Origin of the sequence: Staphylococcus sp. NAM3COL9 (assembly GCF_001431205.1) — a bacterium.
Taxonomy (GTDB): Bacteria; Bacillota; Bacilli; order Staphylococcales; family Staphylococcaceae; genus Staphylococcus.
The window spans coordinates 379,655-403,270 of record NZ_LGPC01000011.1 but is presented as its reverse complement, the minus strand read 5'-3'; the positions used below and the strand labels follow the sequence as shown (position 1 = coordinate 403,270).

Annotated in this window: 23 protein-coding genes; 22 read left to right on the top strand and 1 reads right to left on the bottom strand. The window is 33.0% G+C overall.

Annotated elements, in window-relative coordinates:
- The coding region (locus tag ACA31_RS04855) for a LysM peptidoglycan-binding domain-containing protein (protein ID WP_057512241.1) at positions 1-1,300 on the top strand (1,300 nt) is incomplete at its 5' end.
- A gap of 194 nt (positions 1,301-1,494) precedes the next feature.
- On the top strand, positions 1,495-2,481 hold the full coding sequence (ypdA, locus tag ACA31_RS04850) for a bacillithiol disulfide reductase YpdA (protein WP_057512240.1): 987 nt from the start codon (positions 1,495-1,497) through the stop codon (positions 2,479-2,481).
- 418 nt (positions 2,482-2,899) lie between these two features.
- On the opposite strand, the gene ACA31_RS04845 is transcribed toward ypdA, so the two are convergent.
- Positions 2,900-3,874 carry an asparaginase gene (locus ACA31_RS04845; RefSeq protein WP_057512239.1) on the bottom strand — a complete coding sequence of 325 codons (975 nt, stop codon included), beginning with the start codon at positions 3,872-3,874 and terminating at the stop codon, positions 2,900-2,902.
- 78 nt (positions 3,875-3,952) lie between these two features.
- Between ACA31_RS04845 and cmk the strand changes: the two genes are divergently transcribed.
- From cmk to ACA31_RS04745, 20 genes are all read left to right on the top strand, one after another.
- On the top strand, positions 3,953-4,612 hold the full coding sequence (gene cmk / locus ACA31_RS04840; RefSeq protein WP_057512542.1) for a (d)CMP kinase: 660 nt from the start codon (positions 3,953-3,955) through the stop codon (positions 4,610-4,612).
- 308 nt (positions 4,613-4,920) lie between these two features.
- Positions 4,921-6,102, top strand: a complete 1,182-nt coding sequence (rpsA, locus tag ACA31_RS04835) for a 30S ribosomal protein S1 (RefSeq protein WP_057512238.1) — start codon at positions 4,921-4,923, stop codon at positions 6,100-6,102.
- A gap of 195 nt (positions 6,103-6,297) precedes the next feature.
- A complete protein-coding gene (gene der / locus ACA31_RS04830) occupies positions 6,298-7,608 on the top strand; it encodes a ribosome biogenesis GTPase Der (protein ID WP_057512237.1) in 1,311 nt (436 codons plus the stop codon).
- An 18-nt stretch (positions 7,609-7,626) separates the two neighbouring features.
- Complete coding sequence (locus ACA31_RS04825; RefSeq protein ID WP_057512236.1) at positions 7,627-8,625, top strand: NAD(P)H-dependent glycerol-3-phosphate dehydrogenase; 999 nt, start codon at positions 7,627-7,629, stop codon at positions 8,623-8,625.
- Between the two features lie 168 nt (positions 8,626-8,793).
- Complete coding sequence (locus ACA31_RS04820) at positions 8,794-9,066, top strand: HU family DNA-binding protein (protein WP_002483248.1); 273 nt, start codon at positions 8,794-8,796, stop codon at positions 9,064-9,066.
- A 327-nt stretch (positions 9,067-9,393) separates the two neighbouring features.
- Entirely contained in the window at positions 9,394-9,966 is a 573-nt protein-coding gene (locus tag ACA31_RS04815; RefSeq protein ID WP_057512235.1) for a hypothetical protein, read from the top strand.
- A gap of 2 nt (positions 9,967-9,968) precedes the next feature.
- Positions 9,969-10,670: a demethylmenaquinone methyltransferase gene (locus ACA31_RS04810; RefSeq protein WP_057512234.1), complete on the top strand. Its 702-nt coding sequence runs from the start codon at positions 9,969-9,971 to the stop codon at positions 10,668-10,670.
- A gap of 26 nt (positions 10,671-10,696) precedes the next feature.
- Positions 10,697-11,650 carry a polyprenyl synthetase family protein gene (locus ACA31_RS04805; RefSeq protein WP_172793157.1) on the top strand — a complete coding sequence of 318 codons (954 nt, stop codon included), beginning with the start codon at positions 10,697-10,699 and terminating at the stop codon, positions 11,648-11,650.
- Between the two features lie 140 nt (positions 11,651-11,790).
- A complete protein-coding gene (gene ndk / locus ACA31_RS04800) occupies positions 11,791-12,240 on the top strand; it encodes a nucleoside-diphosphate kinase (RefSeq protein ID WP_057512232.1) in 450 nt (149 codons plus the stop codon).
- A 667-nt stretch (positions 12,241-12,907) separates the two neighbouring features.
- A complete protein-coding gene (gene aroC, locus ACA31_RS04795) occupies positions 12,908-14,074 on the top strand; it encodes a chorismate synthase (protein WP_057512231.1) in 1,167 nt (388 codons plus the stop codon).
- Between the two features lie 38 nt (positions 14,075-14,112).
- Positions 14,113-15,180 (top strand): 3-dehydroquinate synthase, encoded by a 1,068-nt coding sequence (gene aroB, locus ACA31_RS04790; protein ID WP_057512230.1) that lies wholly within the window; start codon positions 14,113-14,115, stop codon positions 15,178-15,180.
- 8 nt (positions 15,181-15,188) lie between these two features.
- Positions 15,189-16,487, top strand: coding sequence for a 3-phosphoshikimate 1-carboxyvinyltransferase (gene aroA / locus ACA31_RS04785; RefSeq protein WP_057512229.1), 1,299 nt, complete (start codon positions 15,189-15,191; stop codon positions 16,485-16,487).
- Positions 16,488-16,491: 4 nt separating this feature from the next.
- The gene (locus ACA31_RS04780; protein ID WP_057512228.1) at positions 16,492-17,739 is read left to right on the top strand and encodes a tetratricopeptide repeat protein; all 1,248 of its coding nucleotides are present in this window, start codon (positions 16,492-16,494) and stop codon (positions 17,737-17,739) included.
- A gap of 18 nt (positions 17,740-17,757) precedes the next feature.
- Complete coding sequence (locus ACA31_RS04775) at positions 17,758-18,318, top strand: YpiB family protein (protein WP_057512227.1); 561 nt, start codon at positions 17,758-17,760, stop codon at positions 18,316-18,318.
- 4 nt (positions 18,319-18,322) lie between these two features.
- The gene (locus tag ACA31_RS04770; protein ID WP_057512226.1) at positions 18,323-18,925 is read left to right on the top strand and encodes a DUF1405 domain-containing protein; all 603 of its coding nucleotides are present in this window, start codon (positions 18,323-18,325) and stop codon (positions 18,923-18,925) included.
- A gap of 37 nt (positions 18,926-18,962) precedes the next feature.
- Positions 18,963-19,658: a zinc metallopeptidase gene (locus tag ACA31_RS04765; protein WP_057512225.1), complete on the top strand. Its 696-nt coding sequence runs from the start codon at positions 18,963-18,965 to the stop codon at positions 19,656-19,658.
- 296 nt (positions 19,659-19,954) lie between these two features.
- Complete coding sequence (locus tag ACA31_RS04760) at positions 19,955-20,272, top strand: nucleotide pyrophosphohydrolase (protein WP_057512224.1); 318 nt, start codon at positions 19,955-19,957, stop codon at positions 20,270-20,272.
- Positions 20,273-20,304: 32 nt separating this feature from the next.
- A complete protein-coding gene (gene bshA / locus ACA31_RS04755; RefSeq protein WP_057512223.1) occupies positions 20,305-21,453 on the top strand; it encodes an N-acetyl-alpha-D-glucosaminyl L-malate synthase BshA in 1,149 nt (382 codons plus the stop codon).
- Positions 21,446-22,651 (top strand): CCA tRNA nucleotidyltransferase, encoded by a 1,206-nt coding sequence (locus ACA31_RS04750; protein WP_057512222.1) that lies wholly within the window; start codon positions 21,446-21,448, stop codon positions 22,649-22,651. The genes bshA and ACA31_RS04750 overlap by 8 nt, the downstream gene beginning before the upstream one ends.
- The gene (locus ACA31_RS04745; RefSeq protein WP_057512221.1) at positions 22,638-23,609 is read left to right on the top strand and encodes a biotin--[acetyl-CoA-carboxylase] ligase; all 972 of its coding nucleotides are present in this window, start codon (positions 22,638-22,640) and stop codon (positions 23,607-23,609) included. The genes ACA31_RS04750 and ACA31_RS04745 overlap by 14 nt, the downstream gene beginning before the upstream one ends.
- The last annotated feature ends 7 nt before the right edge of the window (positions 23,610-23,616 follow it).

Sequence of the window (23,616 nt, the reverse complement as noted above, 5' to 3'; positions counted from 1 at the left end):
CGAACAAGTAGACAAATCAGACGATGCTTCGCATTCTGAAAATGATAAAAATAGTTCTAAGAAAAAAGGTGCTGATGTAGCTGGAGGTGCCGCTGCTGCAACTGGTGCAGGTGCTTATGCTGCTGGCAAACACAACGATAATAAGAGTTCAGAAAATGACTTAAATGATAATGAACAAAATATCAACAAATCAGATAGCGAACAAGTAGACAAATCAGACGATGCTTCGCATTCTGAAAATGATAAAAATAGTTCTAAGAAAAAAGGTGCTGCTGTAGCTGGAGGTGCCGCTGCTGCAACTGGTGCAACTGGTGCAGGTGCTTATGCTGCTGGCAAACACAAAGACAACAAAGATAATCACAGCGAAAACGAAGCAGAAAATAAAGATAAAAATAAAAATGATAAAAATAGTTCTAAGAAAAAAGGTGCCGCTGTAGCTGGAGGCGCTGCTGCAACTGGTGCAGGTGCTGCCGCAGCGGCACATTCTAAAGCTGGCGGTGGAAATGGCAACGGCGGTAATGGTGGCAACGGTAAGAACGACGATGATAATGACGACGATAATAAGAAAAAGAAAAAAGGCGGTTTATTAGGTAAATTATTACCAATATTAGCTGCGATATTAATATTAGCTGCAATTGCTATTTTCGGTGGAATGGCTTTAACTGGCGATAACGATGATGACAAAAAAAGCGATGACAAAAAAGTAGCTGATAACAAAGATAGTAAGTCTGATTCTGAAAAAGATAAAGACGAAGATAAAAAATCAGAAGATGATAAAGCTAATAAAGATGACTCTTCTGCAAACTCAGAAGACAGCAATAGTGGTTCAGATTCTGCCACTTCTGATAGCGAAAATTCTGACCAAGCAAATAGTGACGCTAATTCTGATAGCGAAAATTCTGATCAAGCAGATAATGACGCTAATTCTGATCAAGCAACTAGCGATGCTAATTCTGATTCAGCTAGCAATGGTTCACAAGATACAACAAATAGTGCACAAAACAGTCAAGGTCAAAGCGACCAAAGCAGTCAAAGTGGTCAAGATCAACAAAATGACCAATCTAACGCTCAAAGTAATTCATCTTCAGATCAATCTCAAGCAACTAACAACCAAGATAGCGAACAAGCAAATAGTAACTCTGGCCAACAATCGCATGTAGTCAATGGCCAAAACCTATATAGAATTGCTATTCAATATTATGGTAGTGGTTCACCAGAAAACGTTGAAAAAATCAGACAAGCAAATAATCTACAAGGAAATGAAATCCATAATGGACAACGCCTTGTTATTCCACAATAGTTTATTACCTCATAAGTAAAAACTAATTAAACGACCAAACTCCTTAAATTAGTGAGTTTGGTCGTTTTTGTATTAGATTTTTAATATTAATAAAGCGTCAATCTATTTTGTGCAAAAATATTTGATTTCTATCATTTGGTTTTTCCTAAACTATTGGTATAATATATTGGTGGTATAAGGAGGACAAATAAACTATGAAAACAGTTGAAAGTATAATTATTGGTGGCGGTCCTTGTGGATTAAGTGCTGCTATTGAACAAAAGAAAAAAGGTATTGATACTTTAGTTATTGAAAAAGGAAATGTTGTAGATGCGATCTATAATTATCCAACGCATCAAACTTTCTTTTCATCAAGTGATAAATTAAGTATTGGGGATATTCCATTTATTGTTGAAGAAAGCAAACCACATAGAAATCAAGCTCTAGTATATTACAGAGCAGTGGTTAAGCATCATCAATTGCGCGTTAATGCTTTTGAAGAAGTCCTCACAGTGAAAAAAATTAATAACCGTTTTACGATTACAACAACTAAAGATGTCTATCAGTGTAGATTCCTTACTGTAGCAACTGGCTATTATGGTCATCACAATCATCTTGAAGTAGATGGAGCAGAGCTTCCAAAAGTAATGCATTATTTTAAAGAAGCACATCCTTATTTTGACCAAAACGTTGTAATTGTCGGAGGTAAAAACTCAGCTGTAGATGCAGCTCTAGAGTTAGAAAAAGCTGGGGCAAACGTAACAGTTATTTATCGTGGAGAAGATTATCCAAAAGCAATTAAACCATGGATTTTACCGAACTTTGAATCTCTAGTACGTCATGAAAAAATTAACATGGCATTTAATTCAAATGTTACTAAAATAACAGAAGATAGTGTATTTTATGAGCAAGGAAATCAAACAATTGAAATTTTTAATGATTATGTCTTCGCTATGATTGGTTATCATCCAGACTATGATTTTCTACAATCTATTGGTATAGATATCAACAGTAATGAATTTGGTACTGCGCCAGTTTATAACAAAGAAACTTATGAAACAAATGTCGAAAATTGCTATATTGCTGGTGTCATTGCGGCAGGTAATGATGCAAATACAATATTTATAGAAAACGGCAAATACCATGGCGGTATTATCACTCAAAGTATTTTATCTAAAAAACAAACACCACTAGAATCCTAAAATTAAAAACTAGAGGCTGGGACATGTATTTATGTCTCAGCCTCTAGTTTTTAATAATATTATACATGAATTTCTCATAATAAAAGCATTGGTTTTTATAAACATTTTCCCTTGATAAAATCTTTGTTCATAAATTCTATTATTTGTAATTTTCTTGTGAGTGGAGGTAATCTTTTTTGCTAACTTAGCTATATATTCATTTTATTTGAGTTTGCCTTTGTATAGGTTCAATCAATGAATGATGGTGAATGATACAACGTTATTTGAAAAATGGCAGTACTTTGAGCCGACTCCTACGAGAATAGTACTAACCAAATCATAAAATCTGCGGCTGTGACCACAAAAACGTAAACAAAAACAATTCCTTTCTAGTTTGAGAAGACATAAACATGTTTTTCTCTTTAATTATTAAAAATCATTATAACTGTGATTCGAAATATTTTTTTAACTGCTTAGCGTTTAATTGATTACTTAAACCAACTAAAAGTTTAAGTCTTGCTTTTGGTCCATTTAATCCGTTTGAAAAAATAACGCCTTTTTCAGCTAAGGTAGCACCGCCGCCTTCATAGGCATAAATTGGGCCAACAATACCATTAAAAGAACGTGAGACAAGTACAATAGGTATTACTTTGTCCAAACACTTATCTAGGCCTTCTAAACAAGTAGGTGGAAGATTGCCTTGGCCTAGGCCTTCGATAATGATCCCATCAACTTGATGTTCACTATAAAAGTTTAAAACATCATTATTCATACCCATATAAGCTTTCACTAAAGGAATGTTTAAATCATGGTCAATATTATTTAAAACTAAATGTTCGTATGGTTTATGGTGAAATTGAACATTGTTTTTTGTCACTACACCCAATGGACCATGATTGGGACTCTGAAATGTATTCGTATTGGAGGTATGTGTTTTAGTCACATTTCTTGCAGTATGAATTTCATCGTTAAATACAACCATAACACCCATATCTGCTGCATTATCACTTGAAGCTACTCTAATAGCTGAGATAAAATTATACAAACCATCTGAACCAATTTCATTTGAAGAACGCATAGCACCTGTAATTGTTATCGGTTTCGAAACATTTATAGTAAGATCTAATAAGTATGCTGTTTCTTCTAACGTATCTGTACCATGAGTAATAACAAAACCATCATAATTTTCATTTCTACTAGCATCTTCAATAATATGCTTTAATGTTTCTACATATTTTATATTCATATGTGGGGATGGAACGTTAAATGGTGTAATTTCTGTTACATCAGCATATTGTTCAATAATGTCTCGATGGTTGGATATTGGATTGTCTGAATTTGTTACTACTTTATTAGCTTCATCTTGTGACATGCTAATCGTCCCACCAGTATGTATGAGAAGAAGTTTTTTCATATGGGCATTCCTCCTATTTATAACTTACATATTTATGATAAAATATTATACATAAAACAACAAGGAAGGTTTACTAAAATGAAATTAATTAATATCGCACTTGATGGACCTGCTGCTGCAGGGAAAAGTACAATAGCTAAACGCGTTGCTGCACAACTATCTATGATTTATATAGATACTGGCGCAATGTATCGCGCTATAACTTATAAATATTTAAAACAAAATAAGACTGAAGATTTCACACAATTGATAAAATCATCTGAATTATCATTAACTTATGATGAAGAAAAAGGTCAGAGAGTCATTTTAGATAACCATGATGTTACTGACTTTTTAAGAGAAAATGATGTAACAAACAACGTTTCCTTTGTAGCATCTAAAGAAGCTGTGCGTACCTTTGCAGTTAAAAAGCAACAAGAATTAGCAGCTCAAAAGGGTATTGTTATGGATGGTAGAGACATTGGAACAGTTGTATTGCCAGATGCAGATTTAAAAGTTTATATGATTGCCTCTGTTGAAGAACGTGCAATGCGTAGACAAAAAGATAATGAACAAAGAGGCATCGACTCTAATGTTGAACAATTAAAACAAGAAATTGCCAATCGAGATAATTATGACATGATGCGTGATATTTCACCTTTGAAAAAAGCGGATGATGCAATTACAGTAGATACTACAGGTAAAAGTATTGAAAAAGTAACTGAAGAGATTTTATCATTAGTTACTCAAATTAAATAAAATAATAGCTCTTTTTATAAATACAGCGTATTATAATGCCATTTCTTTTTAAATTGTGTAAAAAGGTTATATAATAACTAACATAGGGTATATAAATAAGGTACATTTTTATATCAATTAGATCTGCATATATATTAATAAATGTAAATTTTAGGTAAAAATTTCAAAGCTTTAGTTAGCTAGAAAGCCTGATTTTACAACTTTTTAACAAATAGAATTTGAATTCCTATAATAAAGGGGAATTTCTTGACAATTCTGTCAGTTTATAAGATGTTATAATTATGTAGTGTAATAAGGAGGCAGACAAGATGACTGAAGAATTCAACGAATCAATGATCAAAGAGATTAAAGAAGGGGATACAGTTACTGGTGAGATTCAAGAAATTGATGAAAAACAGGTGATTGTAAACATTAACGGTGCTAAATTTAATGGTATCATCCCTATTAGTCAACTTTCTACGCATCATATAGACAATCCAGGTGATGCTGTCAAAGTTGGTGATGAAATTGGTGCATATGTTACAAAAGTAGAGTATGACGAAGAAAATGAGTCAGGTGCTTATATACTTTCTAAACGTCAACTTGAAACAGAAAAATCATATGAATTTTTACAAGAACAATTAGACAACAATAAAACTATTGAAGCTAAAGTCACTGAAGTAGTAAAAGGCGGTTTAGTAGTCGATGTTGGCCAAAGAGGGTTTGTTCCAGCTTCATTAATTTCAACAGACTTCATTGAAGATTTCTCTGATTTCGAAGGACAAGTTCTTAAACTAAAAGTGGAAGAATTGGATCCTGCTAATAATCGTGTCATTCTTAGTCGTAAAGCTGTAGAGGCATTAGAAAATGCAGAGAAAAAAGACGATTTATTAAGTTCACTTAATGAAGGCGATGTTATCGAAGGGAAAGTTGCACGCTTAACTAACTTTGGCGCTTTTGTAGATATTGGTGGCGTAGATGGACTTGTTCACGTTTCTGAATTATCTCATGAACACGTTAAATCTCCAGAAGACGTCGTATCCATTGGAGATACAGTTAATGTAAAAGTAAAATCAGTTGATAGAGATTCTGAGCGTATCTCATTATCAATTAAAGATACTTTACCAAGTCCATTTGAATCAATAAAAGGTGAGTTTAACGAAGGTGATGTCATCGAAGGAACAGTTGTTAGATTAACTAACTTCGGTGCCTTTGTTGAAATCAAACCGGGCGTTCAGGGTTTAGTACACATTTCTGAAATAAGACATACTCACATTGGTTCATCAAGCGAAGTATTAGAACCTGGGGAAGTAGTAAGTGTCAAAGTACTAGGTGTCGACGTAGAAAAAGAGCGCATTTCATTATCTATTAAAGCAACATTAGAAACGGAAAATGTCGTTGAAAGTGATAGCGCCACTACGAAATCATACTTGGAAAGTGGTTCTGACGATGATGACAATCCTACTTTAGGTGATGTTTTCGGAGATAAATTGAAAGACATCAAGTTTTAACGTATAAATTTAACACTAATTTTAAATCTTGTCCTAACTTCTTTTTAGGACAAGATTTATTTTTATGTAATCTTTAAAAACAATTTTTTTATACTAGCCTAAACCCAATAATATTAGTGCAGATTAAATATTTCTTTTGATTTGCTTACCCCTTATGATAGAATTATAGAGATTAAAAAAGAGAGGAAGTTAGTTATGACTAAACCTATAGTAGCAATTGTGGGCAGACCTAATGTAGGTAAATCTACAATTTTCAATAGAGTCGTAGGTGAGCGTGTATCTATCGTAGAAGATACACCCGGCGTGACTCGAGACAGAATTTATTCATCAGGCGAATGGTTAACACATGATTTTAACGTCATCGATACAGGTGGTATTGAAATTGGTGACGCACCATTCCAAACACAAATAAGAGCACAAGCAGAAATTGCAATAGATGAATCTGATGTCATTATTTTTATGGTCAACGTAAGAGAGGGTTTAACACAAAGCGATCAAATTGTTGCTCAAATGTTGTATAAATCAAAAAAAACTGTTGTTTTAGCAGTAAATAAAGTAGATAATCCAGAAATGAGAAATGAGATTTATGATTTCTATGCGCTTGGTTTTGGCGATCCTTATCCAATTTCTGGTTCACATGGTTTAGGTCTAGGTGATCTTTTAGATGAAGTTGTCAAACACTTTAAAGAAGAAGAACCTGATCCATACGATGATGACACAATTCGCTTATCAATTATTGGACGACCAAATGTTGGTAAATCTAGCTTAGTCAATGCAATATTAGGTGAAGAACGTGTTATCGTTTCTAACGTAGCAGGCACAACACGTGATGCGGTCGATACCGAATATACTTATGACGATCAAGACTATGTCCTAATCGATACAGCAGGTATGCGTAAAAAAGGAAAAGTATATGAAAACACAGAAAAATATTCTGTATTACGTGCCCTGAAAGCAATCGAGCGTTCAAACGTTATTTTAGTTGTTATTGATGCTGATCAAGGTATCATCGAACAAGATAAACGTGTGGCAGGATATGCTCATGAAGAAGGTAAAGCTATTGTAATCGTAGTAAATAAATGGGATACAGTTGATAAAGAAACTAATACTATGAAAAAATTTAAAGATGAAGTTCGTAAAGAATTCCAATTCTTAGATTATGCTGAAGTTGCATTTGTTTCTGCAAAAGAAAGTCAAAGACTTAGAACGTTATTCCCATATATTACACAAGCCAGCGAAAACCATAAAAAACGCGTGAAGAGTTCAACTTTAAATGAGGTAATCACTGACGCTCTTTCTATGAACCCAACTCCGACTGATAAAGGTCGCAGATTGAACGTATTCTATACTACGCAAGTAGCAATCGAACCACCAACCTTTATCGTATTTGTAAATGATGTAGAATTAATGCACTTTTCTTATAAACGTTATTTGGAAAATCAAATCAGAGCAGCATTCGGTTTTGAAGGTACACCTGTGCATATTATACCTAGAAAAAGAAATTAATTATCGGAGGAGATATTCATGTCTAAAGTAACAGTCTTTGGTACAGGAAGTTTCGGTACAGCTTTAGCAAATGTTTTAGCTGAAAATGGACACCAAGTATTGATGTGGGGTAAAAATGAACAAACAATCAATGAAATTAATGAACAACACATCAATAGTAAATATCTAAAAACAGCTAAGATCAATGATTCAATCAAAGCAACATTAGAGATTAAAACTGCTATAAATTTTTCTGAAGTCTTTTTAATGGCATTGCCTACAAAAGCTATGAGAGCAGTAGCAAGCAAAATTGATTCACTTTTATCAACTCCAAAAACATTTATACATGTAGCAAAAGGAATAGAAAATGATACTTATAAACGAGTTTCTGAAATGTTAGAGGATTCTATTTCAGCAGAACATAATGCAGGTATCGGTGTATTATCAGGACCAAGTCATGCAGAAGAAGTTGTCATCAAACAGCCAACAACAGTTGCTGCATCTTCCAAGTCATCTGAAGTAAGTAAATTAACACAGGACTTATTTATGAATGATTACTTACGTGTTTACACAAATGACGATCTTGTAGGGGTTGAATTAGGTGGTGCTTTAAAAAATATCATCGCTGTAGCAAGTGGTGTAATCTCAGGCATGGGCTTCGGCGACAATGCTAAAGCTGCACTCATGACTAGAGGTTTAGCTGAAATTAGTCGTTTAGGTGAAAAGCTAGGTGCTGACCCTATTACTTTCTTAGGTCTAGGTGGCATTGGTGACTTAATCGTTACATGCACATCTACGCATTCTAGAAACTATACTTTAGGATTTAAATTGGGCGAAGGAAAATCATTAGACACAGCATTAGATGAGATGGATATGGTTGTCGAAGGTGTATATACCACAAAATCAGTTTATCATTTAGCAAAAACGCAAAATGTTGACATGCCAATAACTAATGCACTTTATAGTGTTTTATTTGAAAATAGACCTGTAGATGAAAGTGTTAAAGATCTTATGGGACGTGGAAAAAAATCAGAATAAAGAAGCAGTATTACACTTTTTAACAAATATATAGCAATTTGTTGTTAAAATCCTATTATTTCAACGTTTTCTGCGCATAAATCATTGCAGTTGCAGTATTCGTTGTGTTAAAGTCATACCATAATGATATTAAGTATCATTATAAACCCTAGGGGAGGTGAATTCATAATGAACAAGACAGACTTAATCAATGCTGTTGCAGAACAAGCTGATTTAACTAAAAAAGAGGCTGGTTTAGCTGTAGATGCAGTATTCGAATCAATTCAATCATCACTTTCTAAAGGTGAAAAAGTACAATTAATTGGATTCGGTAACTTCGAAGTACGCGAACGTGCTGCTCGTAAAGGCCGTAACCCACAAACAGGTAAAGAAATTGATATCCCTGCAAGCAAAGTTCCAGCATTCAAAGCTGGTAAAGCATTAAAAGACGCAGTTAAATAATTCTTTACTAAAACTAAAGCCCTTTTAAAAGGGGCTTTTTCTTTTTTTATACACTTTTAATCTAAGAACATTAAACAATCTGCATTTATTTATACTTAATATGATATCATTCGATGTAATGATGATATAAATTAAATGTTGTAATTGTCACAATGCTTAATATAAATTTAATGATACATACATAAATCAAAAACAAACGCTTCATACACTAGAAATGTATTTATACAAATACATCATATATAAATATTTACCGCTTTAACTATCGTTTATTTTATTTTTCTCTATATAATGTTAATATGTATATGGATAATAACGTGAGGTGTGAACATGGAAACGACATTAAGCATATTAGAAAAACAAATTGTACATCGACTTAAAGGTATACATCATTATGAATCTATAGACATTGATGAAAACTTAGCTCAAATTCTTGATTCATATGATATTCCTGAAGAAGCTAGATTAGCTTGCCTCACAATAGATACTGCGATGCATCATTTAGACGAAGTTTCTACAACGTTATCGTCTAAAAAGTCTATTTTAATTGGTGACTTATTGAGCGCACATTTTTATACATTACTAGCAAAGTTAAACGCTCCAACTTATCAAAAAAAAATTAGTGCAGCAATCGTTGAAGTGAATGAAATGAAGTCGTCAATACATCACGATGCACTTACTAAAGAGCACATCAGTCAATATATATTAAAAGTTGAAAACCTATTTCCATGTATTACAATTCAACATTTTGCTCCTGATGCCAATCTTGAATCAATCAATGATAAATTATTAGCGAACATAACTAAAAAGCATCCTTCTTATTTAAGTAAATTTTCTAAAGATGAATTAATTACATTTTTAGATGAAATAAAGTCTGAAATACATTCAAAAAGAGGTAATTAACTATGGCAGATAATAAAGCAAAAAAAGAACAAGTACATGACGTTTTTCAAAATATTTCTGGAAAATACGATCGCCTAAATAATATTATTAGCTTTGAGCAACATAAGACATGGAGAAAACGTGTTATGAAAGAAATGAACGTTGAACCTGGTAGTAAAGCTTTAGATGTATGTTGTGGTACTGCTGATTGGTCTATCTCACTTAGTAAGGCTGTAGGACCAACAGGTGAAGTCATTGGTGTGGACTTTAGTGAAAACATGCTCGAAGTCGGCAAAGGTAAAACACAAGATATGAATAATATACAACTTGTACATGGTGATGCAATGAACCTACCATTTGAAGACAATGAATTTGATTATGTAACTATTGGGTTTGGTTTACGTAATGTACCTGACTATCTAGCTACACTCAAAGAATTACATAGAGTGCTTAAACCAGGTGGTATGGTTGTCTGTCTAGAAACTAGCCAACCTACAACACCAGTATTCAAACAAGGTTATAAACTTTATTTTAAATTTGTAATGCCTATTTTCGGTAAAGTTTTTGCAAAATCCAAAGATGAGTATGAATGGTTACAACAATCTACTTTTGACTTTCCAGATAAAGAAAAGCTAAAACGTCTGTTTGGTCAAGCAGGTTTCAGTAACATAAAAATACGTAGCTTTACAGGTGGCGTTGCAGCGATGCACCTTGGCTATAAATAAAAATGAATCAACCAAAGGTGATTAACGTGTCAAAGTTAAACATGAATAGTGAAATAAAGAAAATCGAAAAGCGATTAGAACAATCTCTTATAAGCAATGATAAAGTACTAGAAGATGCTTCGTATCATTTGTTTTCTTCAGGTGGCAAACGCGTTAGACCTGCCTTTGTAATTTTAAGCAGCCAGTTTGGTAAAGAAATGAATGAGGATGTTTATCGTGTAGCTGTTGCACTTGAATTAATTCATATGGCAACTTTAGTTCACGATGATGTCGTAGATAAGAGTGATAAACGCCGAGGAAGCTTAACTATAGCTAAAAAATGGGATCAAAATACTGCTATTCTTGTCGGTAACTTTTTACTCGCATCAGCGCTTGAACATATTTCAAATATTGAAGATAACCGTATTCATTCGGCGATTTCAAATGCAATCGTTGAAGTATGTATGGGTGAGCTATTTCAATTCCAAGATCAATTCAATGGTTATCAAACCATCACGAGTTATTTGCGTAGAATTAATCGTAAAACAGCATTACTGATACAATTATCTACTGAAGTAGGTGCGATTGCTTCTGGTGCCGATTTGAAAACAGTTCACAATTTAAAAATGATTGGCCATTATATTGGCATGAGTTTTCAAATTGTTGATGATATCCTCGATTTTACAAGTACAGAAAAAAAAATAGGGAAACCAGTTGGTAGTGACTTGATGAATGGTCATATCACTTTACCTGTATTATTAGAAATGAGAAAGCATCCAGAATTCAAAACGCAGATACAACAACTTACTCCGGACACAGATCAAGAGACGTTTGACTATTGTATTCAACGCATTCAATCATCTGATGTTATACAACAATCACAAGTAATCAGTGATAAATATTTAGATAAAGCGTTAAATCTACTTGATCAATTGGAAAGCGTAGCTGCTAAACCCTTGTTTAAGAAATTAATTAAAAAAGTTGGAAAAAGGAATTTATAAGTTACATGAAAAGCATTGAAAGCGCTTTAATAACCTGTTAAAATATTAATGTATCTCAAAACATAATATTTTATTGATATGTACTTATGTACATTATTACTGTACAATTGATACATAACAAACAGGGGGATTCACACATTATGGAAAGAACATTTCTAATGATTAAACCAGACGCGGTACAACGCAATTTGGTAGGAGAAATCATTTCTCGTATTGAACGTAAAGGGCTAAAACTTGTAGGCGGTAAATTTATGACTGTACCACAGCCACTTGCAGAAGAACATTATGCAGAACACACAGATAAACCATTCTATAACAAATTAATTGACTTCATTACTTCTGCACCAGTATTCGCTATAGTAGTTGAAGGTGAAGATGCAGTAAATGTTTCGCGTCATATTATTGGTAAAACTAATCCATCTGAAGCTACACCAGGCACAATTAGAGGAGACTTAGGTTTAACTGTAGGTAGAAACATTATTCATGGTTCAGACTCGGTAGAATCAGCTAAAAAAGAAATTAACCTTTGGTTTAAAGCTGAAGAATTAAGTGATTATACTGGATCACGTGAAGCGTGGTTATACGAATAATATCAACTTCAATAAATAATATGCTTTATGATGATGAATTTTTATAATATAAAAAGCTAACTGAAATTTAATTAATTCAGTTAGCTTTTTTATTTTACGTGCAACGTCTATTGAAATACTAAAGTGGTTTTGAATGAGGCTAAGGCATAAATACGTGTTTCATCCTCATCCTTTATTTGGCAGTAGCTGACTGAATTGAAAATCCTCATATATTAAACTTTTAAATAGACTACTATTTCATTTATGAAGAAAAGCAGTTCTTATGCAATAACTTCAGCGTTTGTATTTTACTTTCTATTTAACTTTGCTTGGGTGTGACAACGAAATCGCATTAGAAAAATTAGTTTTATAACTCACCCCTAAAATATAGAGTGTAAAATAGCCTTCTGATATCTAAAAAACTTTGTAGAGGCGATAGTACGAAATCAAATTTTAACTGTTGTTTACTTTTCCGTCTCAATTAATAGATAATATTGGAAAATGATAATGTTTCTATATAAAATCTAAAGTTCTTACTATAAAAAATATTCAAATGTTACACTTAAAACATGGAAGTTTTCATAAGATTCAATATTTGTAAATTTTTCTGTTAATTTGAACAATTGAATGTGATAAGATATAGAGAATATTATAATTTAAAGTACTAAAGGAACGGAGTGGGAAAAGTATGAGATATTTAACTTCTGGTGAATCACATGGACCACAGTTAACTGTAATTATTGAAGGTGTACCAGCCAATCTAGAAATCAATGTGGCAGATATTAATGAAGAAATGTTTAAACGACAAGGTGGATACGGCAGAGGTCGTCGCATGCAAATTGAAAAGGATGCAGTTGAAATTGTTTCAGGAGTGCGTAATGGATATACTTTAGGTAGTCCAATCACATTGATTGTTACAAATGATGACTTTACACATTGGAAGAAAATCATGGGTGCTGATCCTATTAGTGAAGAAGATCAAGACAATATGAAACGTGTAATTACCAAACCGCGTCCTGGCCACGCTGATTTAATTGGTGGTATGAAATATAATCATAGAGATTTAAGAAACGTATTAGAACGTTCTTCAGCAAGAGAAACAGCTGCACGTGTTGCAGTAGGTGCAGTTTCTAAAATTTTATTAAAACAATTAGATATTAATTTTTATAGTAGAGTTGTTGAAATTGGTGGCATCAAAGACGATATCGAATATGATCTTGAAACAATTAAAGCTAATATTGATAAAAATGATGTTCGCGTTGTAAATGATGAGATAGCTCAAGAAATTCGCGATAAAATTGACGCAGCTAAAAAAGCAGGTGATACAATCGGCGGTGTAGTGCAAACAATTGTTGAAGGCTTACCAGTAGGTATTGGTAGCTATGTGCATTACGATCGTAAACTTGATGGTAGAATTGCCCAAGGCGTTGTAAGTATTAATGCGTTTAAAGGTGTAAGCTTTGGTGAAGGTTTCAAAGCAGCTGAAAAACCAGGTAGTGAAATTCAAGATGAAATCTTGTATGATACTACGAATGGTTACTACAGAGGTTCAAATCACTTAGGTGGCTTTGAAGGTGGTATGTCTAATGGTATGCCTATCATCGTTAATGGTATAATGAAACCAATCCCAACACTTTACAAACCGCTAAACTCCGTGGATATTAATACAAAAGAATCATTTAAAGCTTCTATTGAGCGTTCTGACAGCTGTGCTGTCCCTGCAGCAAGTGTTGTAGTAGAGAATGTCGTAGCATTTGAAATTGCAAAAGCATTACTTGAAGAATTCCAAAGTAATCATATAGAACAATTAAAATCACAAATAGATGAACGTCGTTTATTAAATATAGAATACTAAGTAGCAATTTAAAATTTATGAAGTAACTAGGTGAGCATATGATATTAGAAACTACTTATACATCCAATAACTATCCAATTCTTGTAGAACATCATGCGTTAGATCAACTGCATCAATATATAAACGATTATAAAGATGTTGTGTTGGTTGTTGATGAAAAGGTAAATGATAATTGGAATGAAACGATAGATTTTATAACTTCTGAATATGGTGCACATAGACTTATCATTCCTTCTGGTGAAGCGACGAAATCGTTATCCTTTTATGAAGAAACGATAGAAGTTTTACTCAGTAAACAATTAACGCGTGATACTTGTTTAATCGCAGTAGGCGGAGGCGCTACTGGTGATTTCACAGGATTCCTTGCTGCAACCTTATTAAGAGGTGTTGATTTTATTCAAATACCAACGACAATCCTTGCACATGATTCAAGTGTAGGTGGCAAGGTAGGTATTAATTCTAAATATGGTAAAAATTTAATAGGTGCCTTCTATAGACCTAATGCTGTAATTTATGATTTGAATTTTTTAACTACTTTACCTTATGGAGAAATTTTAAGTGGTTATGCAGAAGTTTATAAACATGCTTTATTGAGTGACATGCAAGCTGTGCAAAATATAGAATCACAATACCCTGATCAGCCAGCACTCGCTTCGTTAAATGAAATTGAATATTATTTATTTAAAGGTATCGAAACGAAATTAAATATTATCGTCAAAGATGAAAAAGAATCCAATGTTCGTAAATTTTTAAATTTAGGTCACACATTTGGACATGCAGTTGAATATACCTTTAAAATTCCACATGGCCATGCAGTCATGATAGGCATTATTTATCAATTTATCGTTGCTAATAAAGTCTTAAGTAGAGATTTTGATATATCTCATTATATCAATTATTTAGCCTCATTAAATTATCCATTAGACATCGTTAATGAATTTGAGTTTGAAGCGTTATATCAGCTCATGTTAAAAGATAAGAAAAATAATCAACAAGGAGTTCAAATGGTATTATTGGATGGCATTGGCAATCCTGTAGTAAATCACATAGATAAGCCAACACTTCAACATGCATTCACAGATTTTCTAACATATTTTAAAAAGTAGGTGTTTTTTTGACAAACAGTAAAACAATTGACATTAACGGACCATTGATTGGGGAAATTGAAGTACCCGGAGATAAATCTATGACACATAGAGCCATTATGTTAGGTTCTCTTGCATCTGGTGCCTCCACAATATATAAACCGCTTCTTGGTGAAGATTGTTTGAATACAGTTGAGATTTTTCAACAATTAGGTGTTGAAATCACTGTTGGCAAAGATAAAATAGAAATCAATTCGCCTGGGTATAAACACTTCAAAACGCCCCATCAAGTACTGTATACAGGTAATTCTGGTACAACGACACGTTTGGTGGCTGGTCTGTTAAGTGGTTTAGGTATTGACACTGTCATATCGGGTGATGAATCTATTGGTAAAAGACCGATGGACAGAATTATGAAACCTTTATGCTTAATGAACGCTAATATAACAGGTGTAGATAATAATTACACACCGCTAATCATTAAATCTGCACAAATTAAGGGAATGTCTTATCAAATGGAAGTTGCGAGTGCGCAAGTGAAAAGCGCAATTTTATTCGCAAGTTTGTTTGCAGAAGAGGTGACAACTGTTAAAGAAATAGGTACAACACGCAATCATACAGAAACGATGTTCCAACATTTCCATATTCCTGTTACTACTGATGGGAAAATGATAGAAATGCCAAAACGAGGAATCGAACACATTCAACCCGTAGATTTTCATGTGCCAGGTGATATTTCTTCAGCAGCATATTTTATAGTGGCGGGCTTGATAACAAAAGGCAGTGATATTACAATTCACAATGTTGGCATAAACCCAACACGTTCAGGTATTATAGATATCGTGAAACAAATGGAAGGGAACATTACGCTATTCAATCATACAGATGGTCCTGAACCAACTGCTTCAATTCGCATACAATATTCCCCTGATATGAAGCCAATTCAAATTGATGGTGATTTAGTGCCAAGAGCAATTGACGAAATTCCAATTGTAGCATTATTATGTTCACAAGCTGAAGGTACAAGTATTGTAAAAGATGCAGAAGAATTGAAAGTTAAAGAAACAAATCGTATTGATACGACTGCGAATATGCTAAATTTATTAGGATTTATGTTACAACCAACAAACGATGGTATGATTATTCATCCTTCTACTTTGAAGCAAACAGCAACAGTCGATAGTTTTACTGATCATCGTATAGGTATGATGCTTGCAATTTCATCATTATTAACAGATGAATCGATAACTATTAATCAATTTGATGCTGTAAATGTTTCTTTCCCAGGTTTCTTAACGAAGTTAAAACAATTAGAAAAAGAGGGATAAAAGTATGGAAGATATCTATAAACTCATAGACGATATCAACTTACAAAAATTAGATAACTTAGACACTCGTGTGAATGAAGCATTAAGCTCTCCAAAGGACGATGCACTTTTTATACTTGGTGAAACGTTATATAATTACGGTTTAATGCCCCAAGGGCTTGAAGTATTCCGTACGTTATACCATAAATATCCTGATGAAAGTGAATTACTTATCTATTTCATCGAAGGTTTAATGTCTGAGAATCAAACTGATGAAGCTTTAGAATATTTAAGCCAAGTTGAATTATCAACGGAACGTTTAATGCTAGAAGCTGATTTATATCAACAATTAAATATGTTAGAAGTTGCGATAGATAAATTAGTTGCCGCCATAGATATAGAACCAAATGATCCAATAATTCACTATGCACTTGCTGAATTATTGTATTTTGACGGACAATACTTACGCGCAGTTTCTGAATATGAAACTGTGCTTGAAACAGGCGAATATGAAGTGAATGGCACAAATTTATTTTCTCGCTTAGCAGATTGTAGTTTACAAAGTGGAAACTACAGTGATGCGATTAAAATGTTCGATGAAATTAATGAAGAAGAAATGGTGTCTGAAGATTATTTTAAAAAGGCGATTGCTTATGAAAAAAATGAACTCTCTCAAGAAGCGATTAATTTAGTTCAAACTCTATTATCTAAAGACCCAGACTTCTTACAAGGCTATTTTTATCTGCAACAACTTTATGAAAATGAACATAACCATGCAGAAGCCATTGAAATTGGTAAAGAAGGCTTGAGATTAAGTCAATTTTATAAAGAGTTGATGGTATCAACAGGCAGTATAGCAATTGAGCATGGCGATGCTAATGAGGGTGTACAATTATTACTACAAGCCTTAGAAGTTGATAATGCATACCAAGAGCCACTTTTAATTCTAAGTGATTTATATAGACACGAAGAAGATTATGAGGCAGTTATAGCATTATTGAAATATGTTGATGAAGAAGATTTAGATCCTGTCTTTATGTGGCATTTAGCATTTGCATTAGGACAAGAGGAACGTGACAAAGAAGCGCAACATTTCTTTGAATTAGCGTATCCAACATTGCACACGCAATCTGCGTTTCTAAGTGACTATTATTTCTATCTAGTTGAAATCGGAGAAATTAAACAAGCAAAAACAATTCTAAATCAATTACTTGAATTAGATCCAAGCAACGAAACATGGCATGATGAAGCAGAAAGATTATTATCTTTCTAGTCAAGGAAGGTGAGTAAGATGAACAATACCCTACAACAAGTGAAAGCTAATTTCATTGAATATCTGCTTTTTCAATATCAATTTAAATCTAGGATTAGTGTGTGGGTATTAAACTTAGTTAAGTCATCACCTGAGTTACTTCAACAAATTCATTTTGTGGATGAACTCATTTTCGATCATCATATTTTGGAAATTGCTATGGAAGATACTGATCAACAAGGTATCATATTTACACTTAAAAACCAGCAGTTGATTAATAGTGATGAAATCTTTAATTATATAGCAAATGATGCTGTGTCTTTTGATATCAAACTGCATTTCAGTGAAGCACTATCTAGAGAGACTCGTTTAGATGAATTATTATTAATGCAATTGTTACATTCACCATACTATGCTATGTATATGCAAGACATCTATAGTATCCCACTATCCAAACAAAGTGAGTCCTCTATTATCACGCATTTACAAGATAATATTGATTTAAGTTTACAATTGCATGATAAAGCACTGTTTTATCAATTAACTCAAATCCTTAATACTTTTGAGTTAAGAAATGTAAATAAAACAATGAAGGATTGACCTTATGAATATAAAAGCGCTATGGCAGTTACTCATTTATAATAAAGGTGTACTTTACTTTCTGCTTATTTGTAATTTATTAGGCACGATATACGGTTATATATGGTATGGCAGTCAACTGAGTGTATCAAGTTGGCAGTTCATACCATTTGTACCAGATAGTCCAACCGCTTCATTATTTTTATGTATTGCAATAATCGGACTCATCATAGGTAAGAATTTACCAATTATAGAAGCTTTAGCTTTTGTATCGTTGATAAAATACGGAGTGTGGGCAGTTATTATGAATATTATTATGTTTATACAATATGACTCGGTTACAATCATTGGCTGTATGCTTATCTTATCTCACGGTATAATGGCTATAGAGGCATTTTTCTTTTACCCAAGATTTAAAATCACTATACTTGCTTTTACTATTGCTGTGATATGGGTCTTCCATAATGACATTATTGATTATGTATTTATGCAATATCCTTACTATGATTTTATTGCTAGCCATGTTGAAGGTATTGCTTATCTCTCGTTTTGGTTAAGTGTCATACCTTTAATGCTATATTTAAATTTAACTCGATTTAAAAAGGATAAAATATTTGACCATCATTAACGTTCACAGTAAAATGTTTATAAAGGAGTGAGGATTTTTGTCTTTTATCTATATGATTATATACTTTGTTATTCTAATGGTATTGCCTCTATGGGCTCAGCACAAAGTTAAGTCTAATTATGAAAAGTATTCACAAGTAAGATCCACAAGTGGTAAGACTGGTCAAGAAGTTGCTATAGAAATCCTTCATGCGAATGGCATTTATGATGTTGATGTCGTCGAAGGAAAAGGGTTCTTAACAGATCATTATGATCCTAAAAAGAAAGTGCTTGTGTTATCACCAGCTAACTTTAGTAGACCTTCAGTTGCTGGTACAGCTATCGCAGCTCACGAAGTTGGACATGCGATACAACATGCAGAAGGTTATTTCTTCTTAAGATTCAGAACATCTTTAGTACCACTAGCTAACGTAGGTAGTTCGATTGGTTACTTAGCAGTATTTGCAGGTATTATTTTAACTTCGCTACAAAGTACTTTAGGTTCTACAGCATTATGGATTGGTATTGCATTTATGTCTCTTGCAGTCTTATTCTCAATCGTTACGCTACCAGTTGAATTTAACGCAAGTAGTAGAGCGATGAAACAAATAAAAAGCTTAGACATCGTTAATGAAAAAGAACACCGTCATGCTAAAAAAGTACTTACAGCAGCAGCAATGACTTACGTTGCTTCAACTGCAGTTGCATTAGCAGAACTTGCAAGATTTATTCTTATTGCCAGATCAAGTGAATAATAATATAAACACCCTAACATTGTTATAATGCTAGGGTGTTTTTTGTTTAAAATGGCATTCTTATCATTTCAAATTTAAATCTCACATTAAAAACACTTCAAAGCCAAATATTAATTTACTCAATTTTAAAAAAGAAGAATGCACTATTTAATTACATGTAATAATGCAATAAACAAATTAAAACGATCACAGTCAAATAGTAAATAATATAACGATTAACTATTGCAGGAATAATGCATGAAGCCTAAAATTAGTCTATACTATATAAGAAACCGTTAGAATGTGAGGCGTATATGATGAAGAGTATGAAAAATATGCAAACTGAAGTGGATGACTATATTGGTCAATTTAAAACAGGGTATTTCTCTCCCTTAGCTAATCTTGCGCGACTAACTGAAGAGGTTGGTGAACTGGCAAGAGAAATAAATCACTACCACGGTGAAAAAAAGAAAAAAGAGACAGAAACAGAAAATACAATTAAAGCAGAACTAGGCGATAATTTATTTGTTTTATTATGTATTGCCAATTCTTTAGATATTGATATGACAGAAAGTTTTGATGAAACGATGAATAAATTTAATACACGTGATAAAGATCGTTTTGAACGAAAATAACTTAATTTAAAGTAGAAAGGGTGTCCCACCTTATGAAAATAGGCATTACTTGTTACCCATCTATGGGTGGTTCTGGAATCATCGCCACTGAATTAGGCATAAAACTTGCTGAACGTGGGCATGACATCCATTTTATTACATCTAATATACCTTTTAGAATACGAAAACCATTACCAAATATCACGTTTCACCAAGTTGAAGTCAATCAATATGCTGTTTTTCAATATGCTCCTTATGACATAACCTTAAGTACTAAAATTGCTGAGGTTATCAATGAGTATGATTTAGACTTGTTACATATGCACTATGCAGTACCTCATGCAGTTTGTGGTATTTTAGCAAAACACATGTCCAAAAAAGACATTAAAATTATGACTACATTGCATGGGACTGATATAACTGTACTAGGTTATGATCATTCTTTAAAAAATGCAATTAAGTTTGGTATAGAAGAAAGTGATATTGTAACGAGTGTAAGTCAATCACTCGCGAAACAAACTAATGATATCATTGAGACAGATAAAGAAATTGTTCCAATATATAATTTTGTTCGAGAAAATGAATTTCCAACAAAACCTGATGTACAAACTGAAGAAGATGAACGATTAAAAGCTTGTTATGGTATTAAACCAGAAGAAAAGGTTTTAATTCATGTTTCAAACTTCAGAAGTGTAAAACGTATCGACACTATTATCGATACATTTGCAAAAGTACATAAAGCTATGCCGTCAAAATTATTATTATTAGGCGATGGGCCAGAATTAATGGATATGAAACAAAAAGCACGTGATCTAAATATTGAAGATGAAGTTCTTTTTTTAGGAAAACAAAATTGGGTTAGTGAATTCTATCAAATTTCAGACTTAGTCTTACTACTAAGTGAAAAAGAAAGTTTTGGCCTAACATTACTTGAAGCAATGAAATCTGGAGTAGTGCCAATCGGGTCTACTGCTGGTGGGATTAAAGAAGTCATTAAACATGAAGATACCGGTTTCTTGGTTGATGTAGGTGATAGTACAAGCGCAAGCGAATACGCCTTGAAATTACTCACAGATGCAAAGCTTTATAAAACAATGCAAACACGAATGCTAGCAGATGTCTCAGAACGGTTTTCGTCTGACTTAATTGCAGATCAATATGAGTATTACTACAAAAAAATGTTAGAGGGTAACAATGACTAAAACATTATTCGAAGCGGCAAAGCCGATTTTAGAAACTTTACAAAAACATCACTACCAAGCATTTTATGTTGGTGGTGCAGTTAGAGATTACTTAATGCAAAAACCAATTCATGATATCGATATTACGACTAGTGCCACACCCGATGAAATTGAAGCGGTATTTGATAAGACCATTCCTATCGGTAGGGAGCATGGAACGATTAATGTCGTCTATAATGGGGATCAATATGAAGTGACAACCTTTCGTGCGGAAGGGGAATATGACGATCATCGTAGACCTAATGAAGTGTTTTTTGTAAGAGATTTATACGAAGACGTAAAACGTAGAGATTTTACAATGAATGCCATTGCTATGGATGTGAATTATCAAATTCATGATTACTTTGATGGTTTAAAAGATATAAAACAACGATTAATCAAGACAGTTGGAGAGCCAGCCGAACGATTTAACGAAGATGCGTTACGGATTATTAGAGGTTTGCGCTTTCAATCACAACTTGGCTTTACTTTAGAAGCAGCCACATTTAATGGTATGCATGCCCATATAGCAGATATTGCGCATTTATCTATTGAACGTATCGTAATTGAACTTAAAAAATTAACATTAGGTCAATATGTGACGCAAAGCTTCAATAATTTAAAGTATTTTAATGCATTTAATTATATACCATTTTTTAATCGTTTTGACTTATCAAAATTTATATTAGAAGATTCAATATCATTATCAATGTTAATTGTATTCTTAAAAGCACAACAACCAGATGTTGACACACAGCTGTCAGATTTGAAAATTAGCAACAATGAAAAGAAATACATCACTAGACTCGAACGTATGTTACAACAGATGCCAGAGGTCCAAAGCAAACAAAGTTTGAACTTATTTGTTTATGATTACGGAAAAGAAGATATACTACAAGTATTAAGTTATGAACGCATGCTCAATGACAACAATATTATGAAGGTATCTCCATTTATTTTTAACGCTGATTCCATCAATGAAGTTAGCCAGAAATTACTGATTTCATCAAGAAAAGAAATGGATATAAATGGCAATGATATATTACAAGCATTAAATAAACCGAGTGGCGCATGGCTTAAATCCATATTACGTCAAGTTGAATGTGCCATCATATCAGGTGAGGTCAAAAACTTTAAACCAGAACTATTAAAGTGGGTGAAAACACATGTCGAAGTATAGTAAAGATGTTGTTCAAATATTGTATCAACACCAATCTGATTATATATCGGGTCAATATATAGCAGAACAGTTAAGTATTTCTCGTACAGCCGTAAAAAAAGTAATAGATCAACTTAAATTAGAAGGATGTCTAATTGAATCAGTGAATCATAAAGGACATCGCCTAATCCAATTACCTGATAAATGGTATAGTGGGATTGTTCTACCTATGCTTAAAGCACAAAACGTATTTGATCATGTTGAAATATTGGAAAGCATTAATTCAACTCAACTACTGGCTAAACAAAAATTAGTAGGTAATACAAATACGTTTCTTATTTTAAGTGATGAACAAACACAAGGTAAAGGTCGATTCAATAGACCTTGGTCATCCTCCAAAGGAAAAGGCTTGTGGATGTCAATTGTTTTACGACCTGATGTACCTTTTGAAATGATAACAAAATTCAATTTATTTATGGCGTTGGGAATAAGAGATGCGATACAACAGTTCAGTGTCGATCCGGTTACCATTAAATGGCCAAATGACATTTATATAAATAAACAAAAGGTTTGTGGCTTTTTAACAGAAATGGTTGCGAATAGTGATGGTATTGAAGCAGTGATTTGTGGCATTGGTATTAACATGAATCACTTACAAGAAGATTTTAGTGATGAACTACAACAAAAAGCTACAAGTGTCCGCATTCATGCTGACGAAAAAATTAACCGCTACTACTTTTTAAAATCACTTGTAAGTAATATTGAATATCGATATAAACAATTTCTTATAGAACCATTTTTAACTATTCGAGAAGAATACATAGCAGCCTCGAATATTTGGAATAAAACATTAAGATTTACAGAGAACGGTAGACAATTCCACGGAGAAGCACTTGATATTGATGAAGATGGGTTTTTACTTGTTTTGGATGAAGAGAACAATCAACATCGTTTAATCAGTGCAGATATAGAATTTTAGCCTCGTT

Excerpts from the sequence above, each read along its gene's own strand:
- aroC (WP_057512231.1), top strand. The coding sequence starts at position 12,908 with ATGAGATATTTAACTTCTGGTGAATCACATGGACCACAGTTAACTGTA.
- ACA31_RS04815 (WP_057512235.1), top strand. The coding sequence starts at position 9,394 with ATGGAAACGACATTAAGCATATTAGAAAAACAAATTGTACATCGACTT.
- aroB (WP_057512230.1), top strand. The coding sequence starts at position 14,113 with ATGATATTAGAAACTACTTATACATCCAATAACTATCCAATTCTTGTA.
- ndk (WP_057512232.1), top strand. The coding sequence starts at position 11,791 with ATGGAAAGAACATTTCTAATGATTAAACCAGACGCGGTACAACGCAAT.
- ACA31_RS04750 (WP_057512222.1), top strand. The coding sequence starts at position 21,446 with ATGACTAAAACATTATTCGAAGCGGCAAAGCCGATTTTAGAAACTTTA.
- bshA (WP_057512223.1), top strand. The coding sequence starts at position 20,305 with ATGAAAATAGGCATTACTTGTTACCCATCTATGGGTGGTTCTGGAATC.
- cmk (WP_057512542.1), top strand. The coding sequence starts at position 3,953 with ATGAAATTAATTAATATCGCACTTGATGGACCTGCTGCTGCAGGGAAA.
- ACA31_RS04745 (WP_057512221.1), top strand. The coding sequence starts at position 22,638 with ATGTCGAAGTATAGTAAAGATGTTGTTCAAATATTGTATCAACACCAA.
- ACA31_RS04825 (WP_057512236.1), top strand. The coding sequence starts at position 7,627 with ATGTCTAAAGTAACAGTCTTTGGTACAGGAAGTTTCGGTACAGCTTTA.
- ACA31_RS04820 (WP_002483248.1), top strand. The coding sequence starts at position 8,794 with ATGAACAAGACAGACTTAATCAATGCTGTTGCAGAACAAGCTGATTTA.
- ACA31_RS04770 (WP_057512226.1), top strand. The coding sequence starts at position 18,323 with ATGAATATAAAAGCGCTATGGCAGTTACTCATTTATAATAAAGGTGTA.
- ACA31_RS04810 (WP_057512234.1), top strand. The coding sequence starts at position 9,969 with ATGGCAGATAATAAAGCAAAAAAAGAACAAGTACATGACGTTTTTCAA.
- ACA31_RS04845 (WP_057512239.1), bottom strand. The coding sequence starts at position 3,874 with ATGAAAAAACTTCTTCTCATACATACTGGTGGGACGATTAGCATGTCA.
- ACA31_RS04780 (WP_057512228.1), top strand. The coding sequence starts at position 16,492 with ATGGAAGATATCTATAAACTCATAGACGATATCAACTTACAAAAATTA.
- ypdA (WP_057512240.1), top strand. The coding sequence starts at position 1,495 with ATGAAAACAGTTGAAAGTATAATTATTGGTGGCGGTCCTTGTGGATTA.
- ACA31_RS04760 (WP_057512224.1), top strand. The coding sequence starts at position 19,955 with ATGAAGAGTATGAAAAATATGCAAACTGAAGTGGATGACTATATTGGT.
- ACA31_RS04775 (WP_057512227.1), top strand. The coding sequence starts at position 17,758 with ATGAACAATACCCTACAACAAGTGAAAGCTAATTTCATTGAATATCTG.
- der (WP_057512237.1), top strand. The coding sequence starts at position 6,298 with ATGACTAAACCTATAGTAGCAATTGTGGGCAGACCTAATGTAGGTAAA.
- rpsA (WP_057512238.1), top strand. The coding sequence starts at position 4,921 with ATGACTGAAGAATTCAACGAATCAATGATCAAAGAGATTAAAGAAGGG.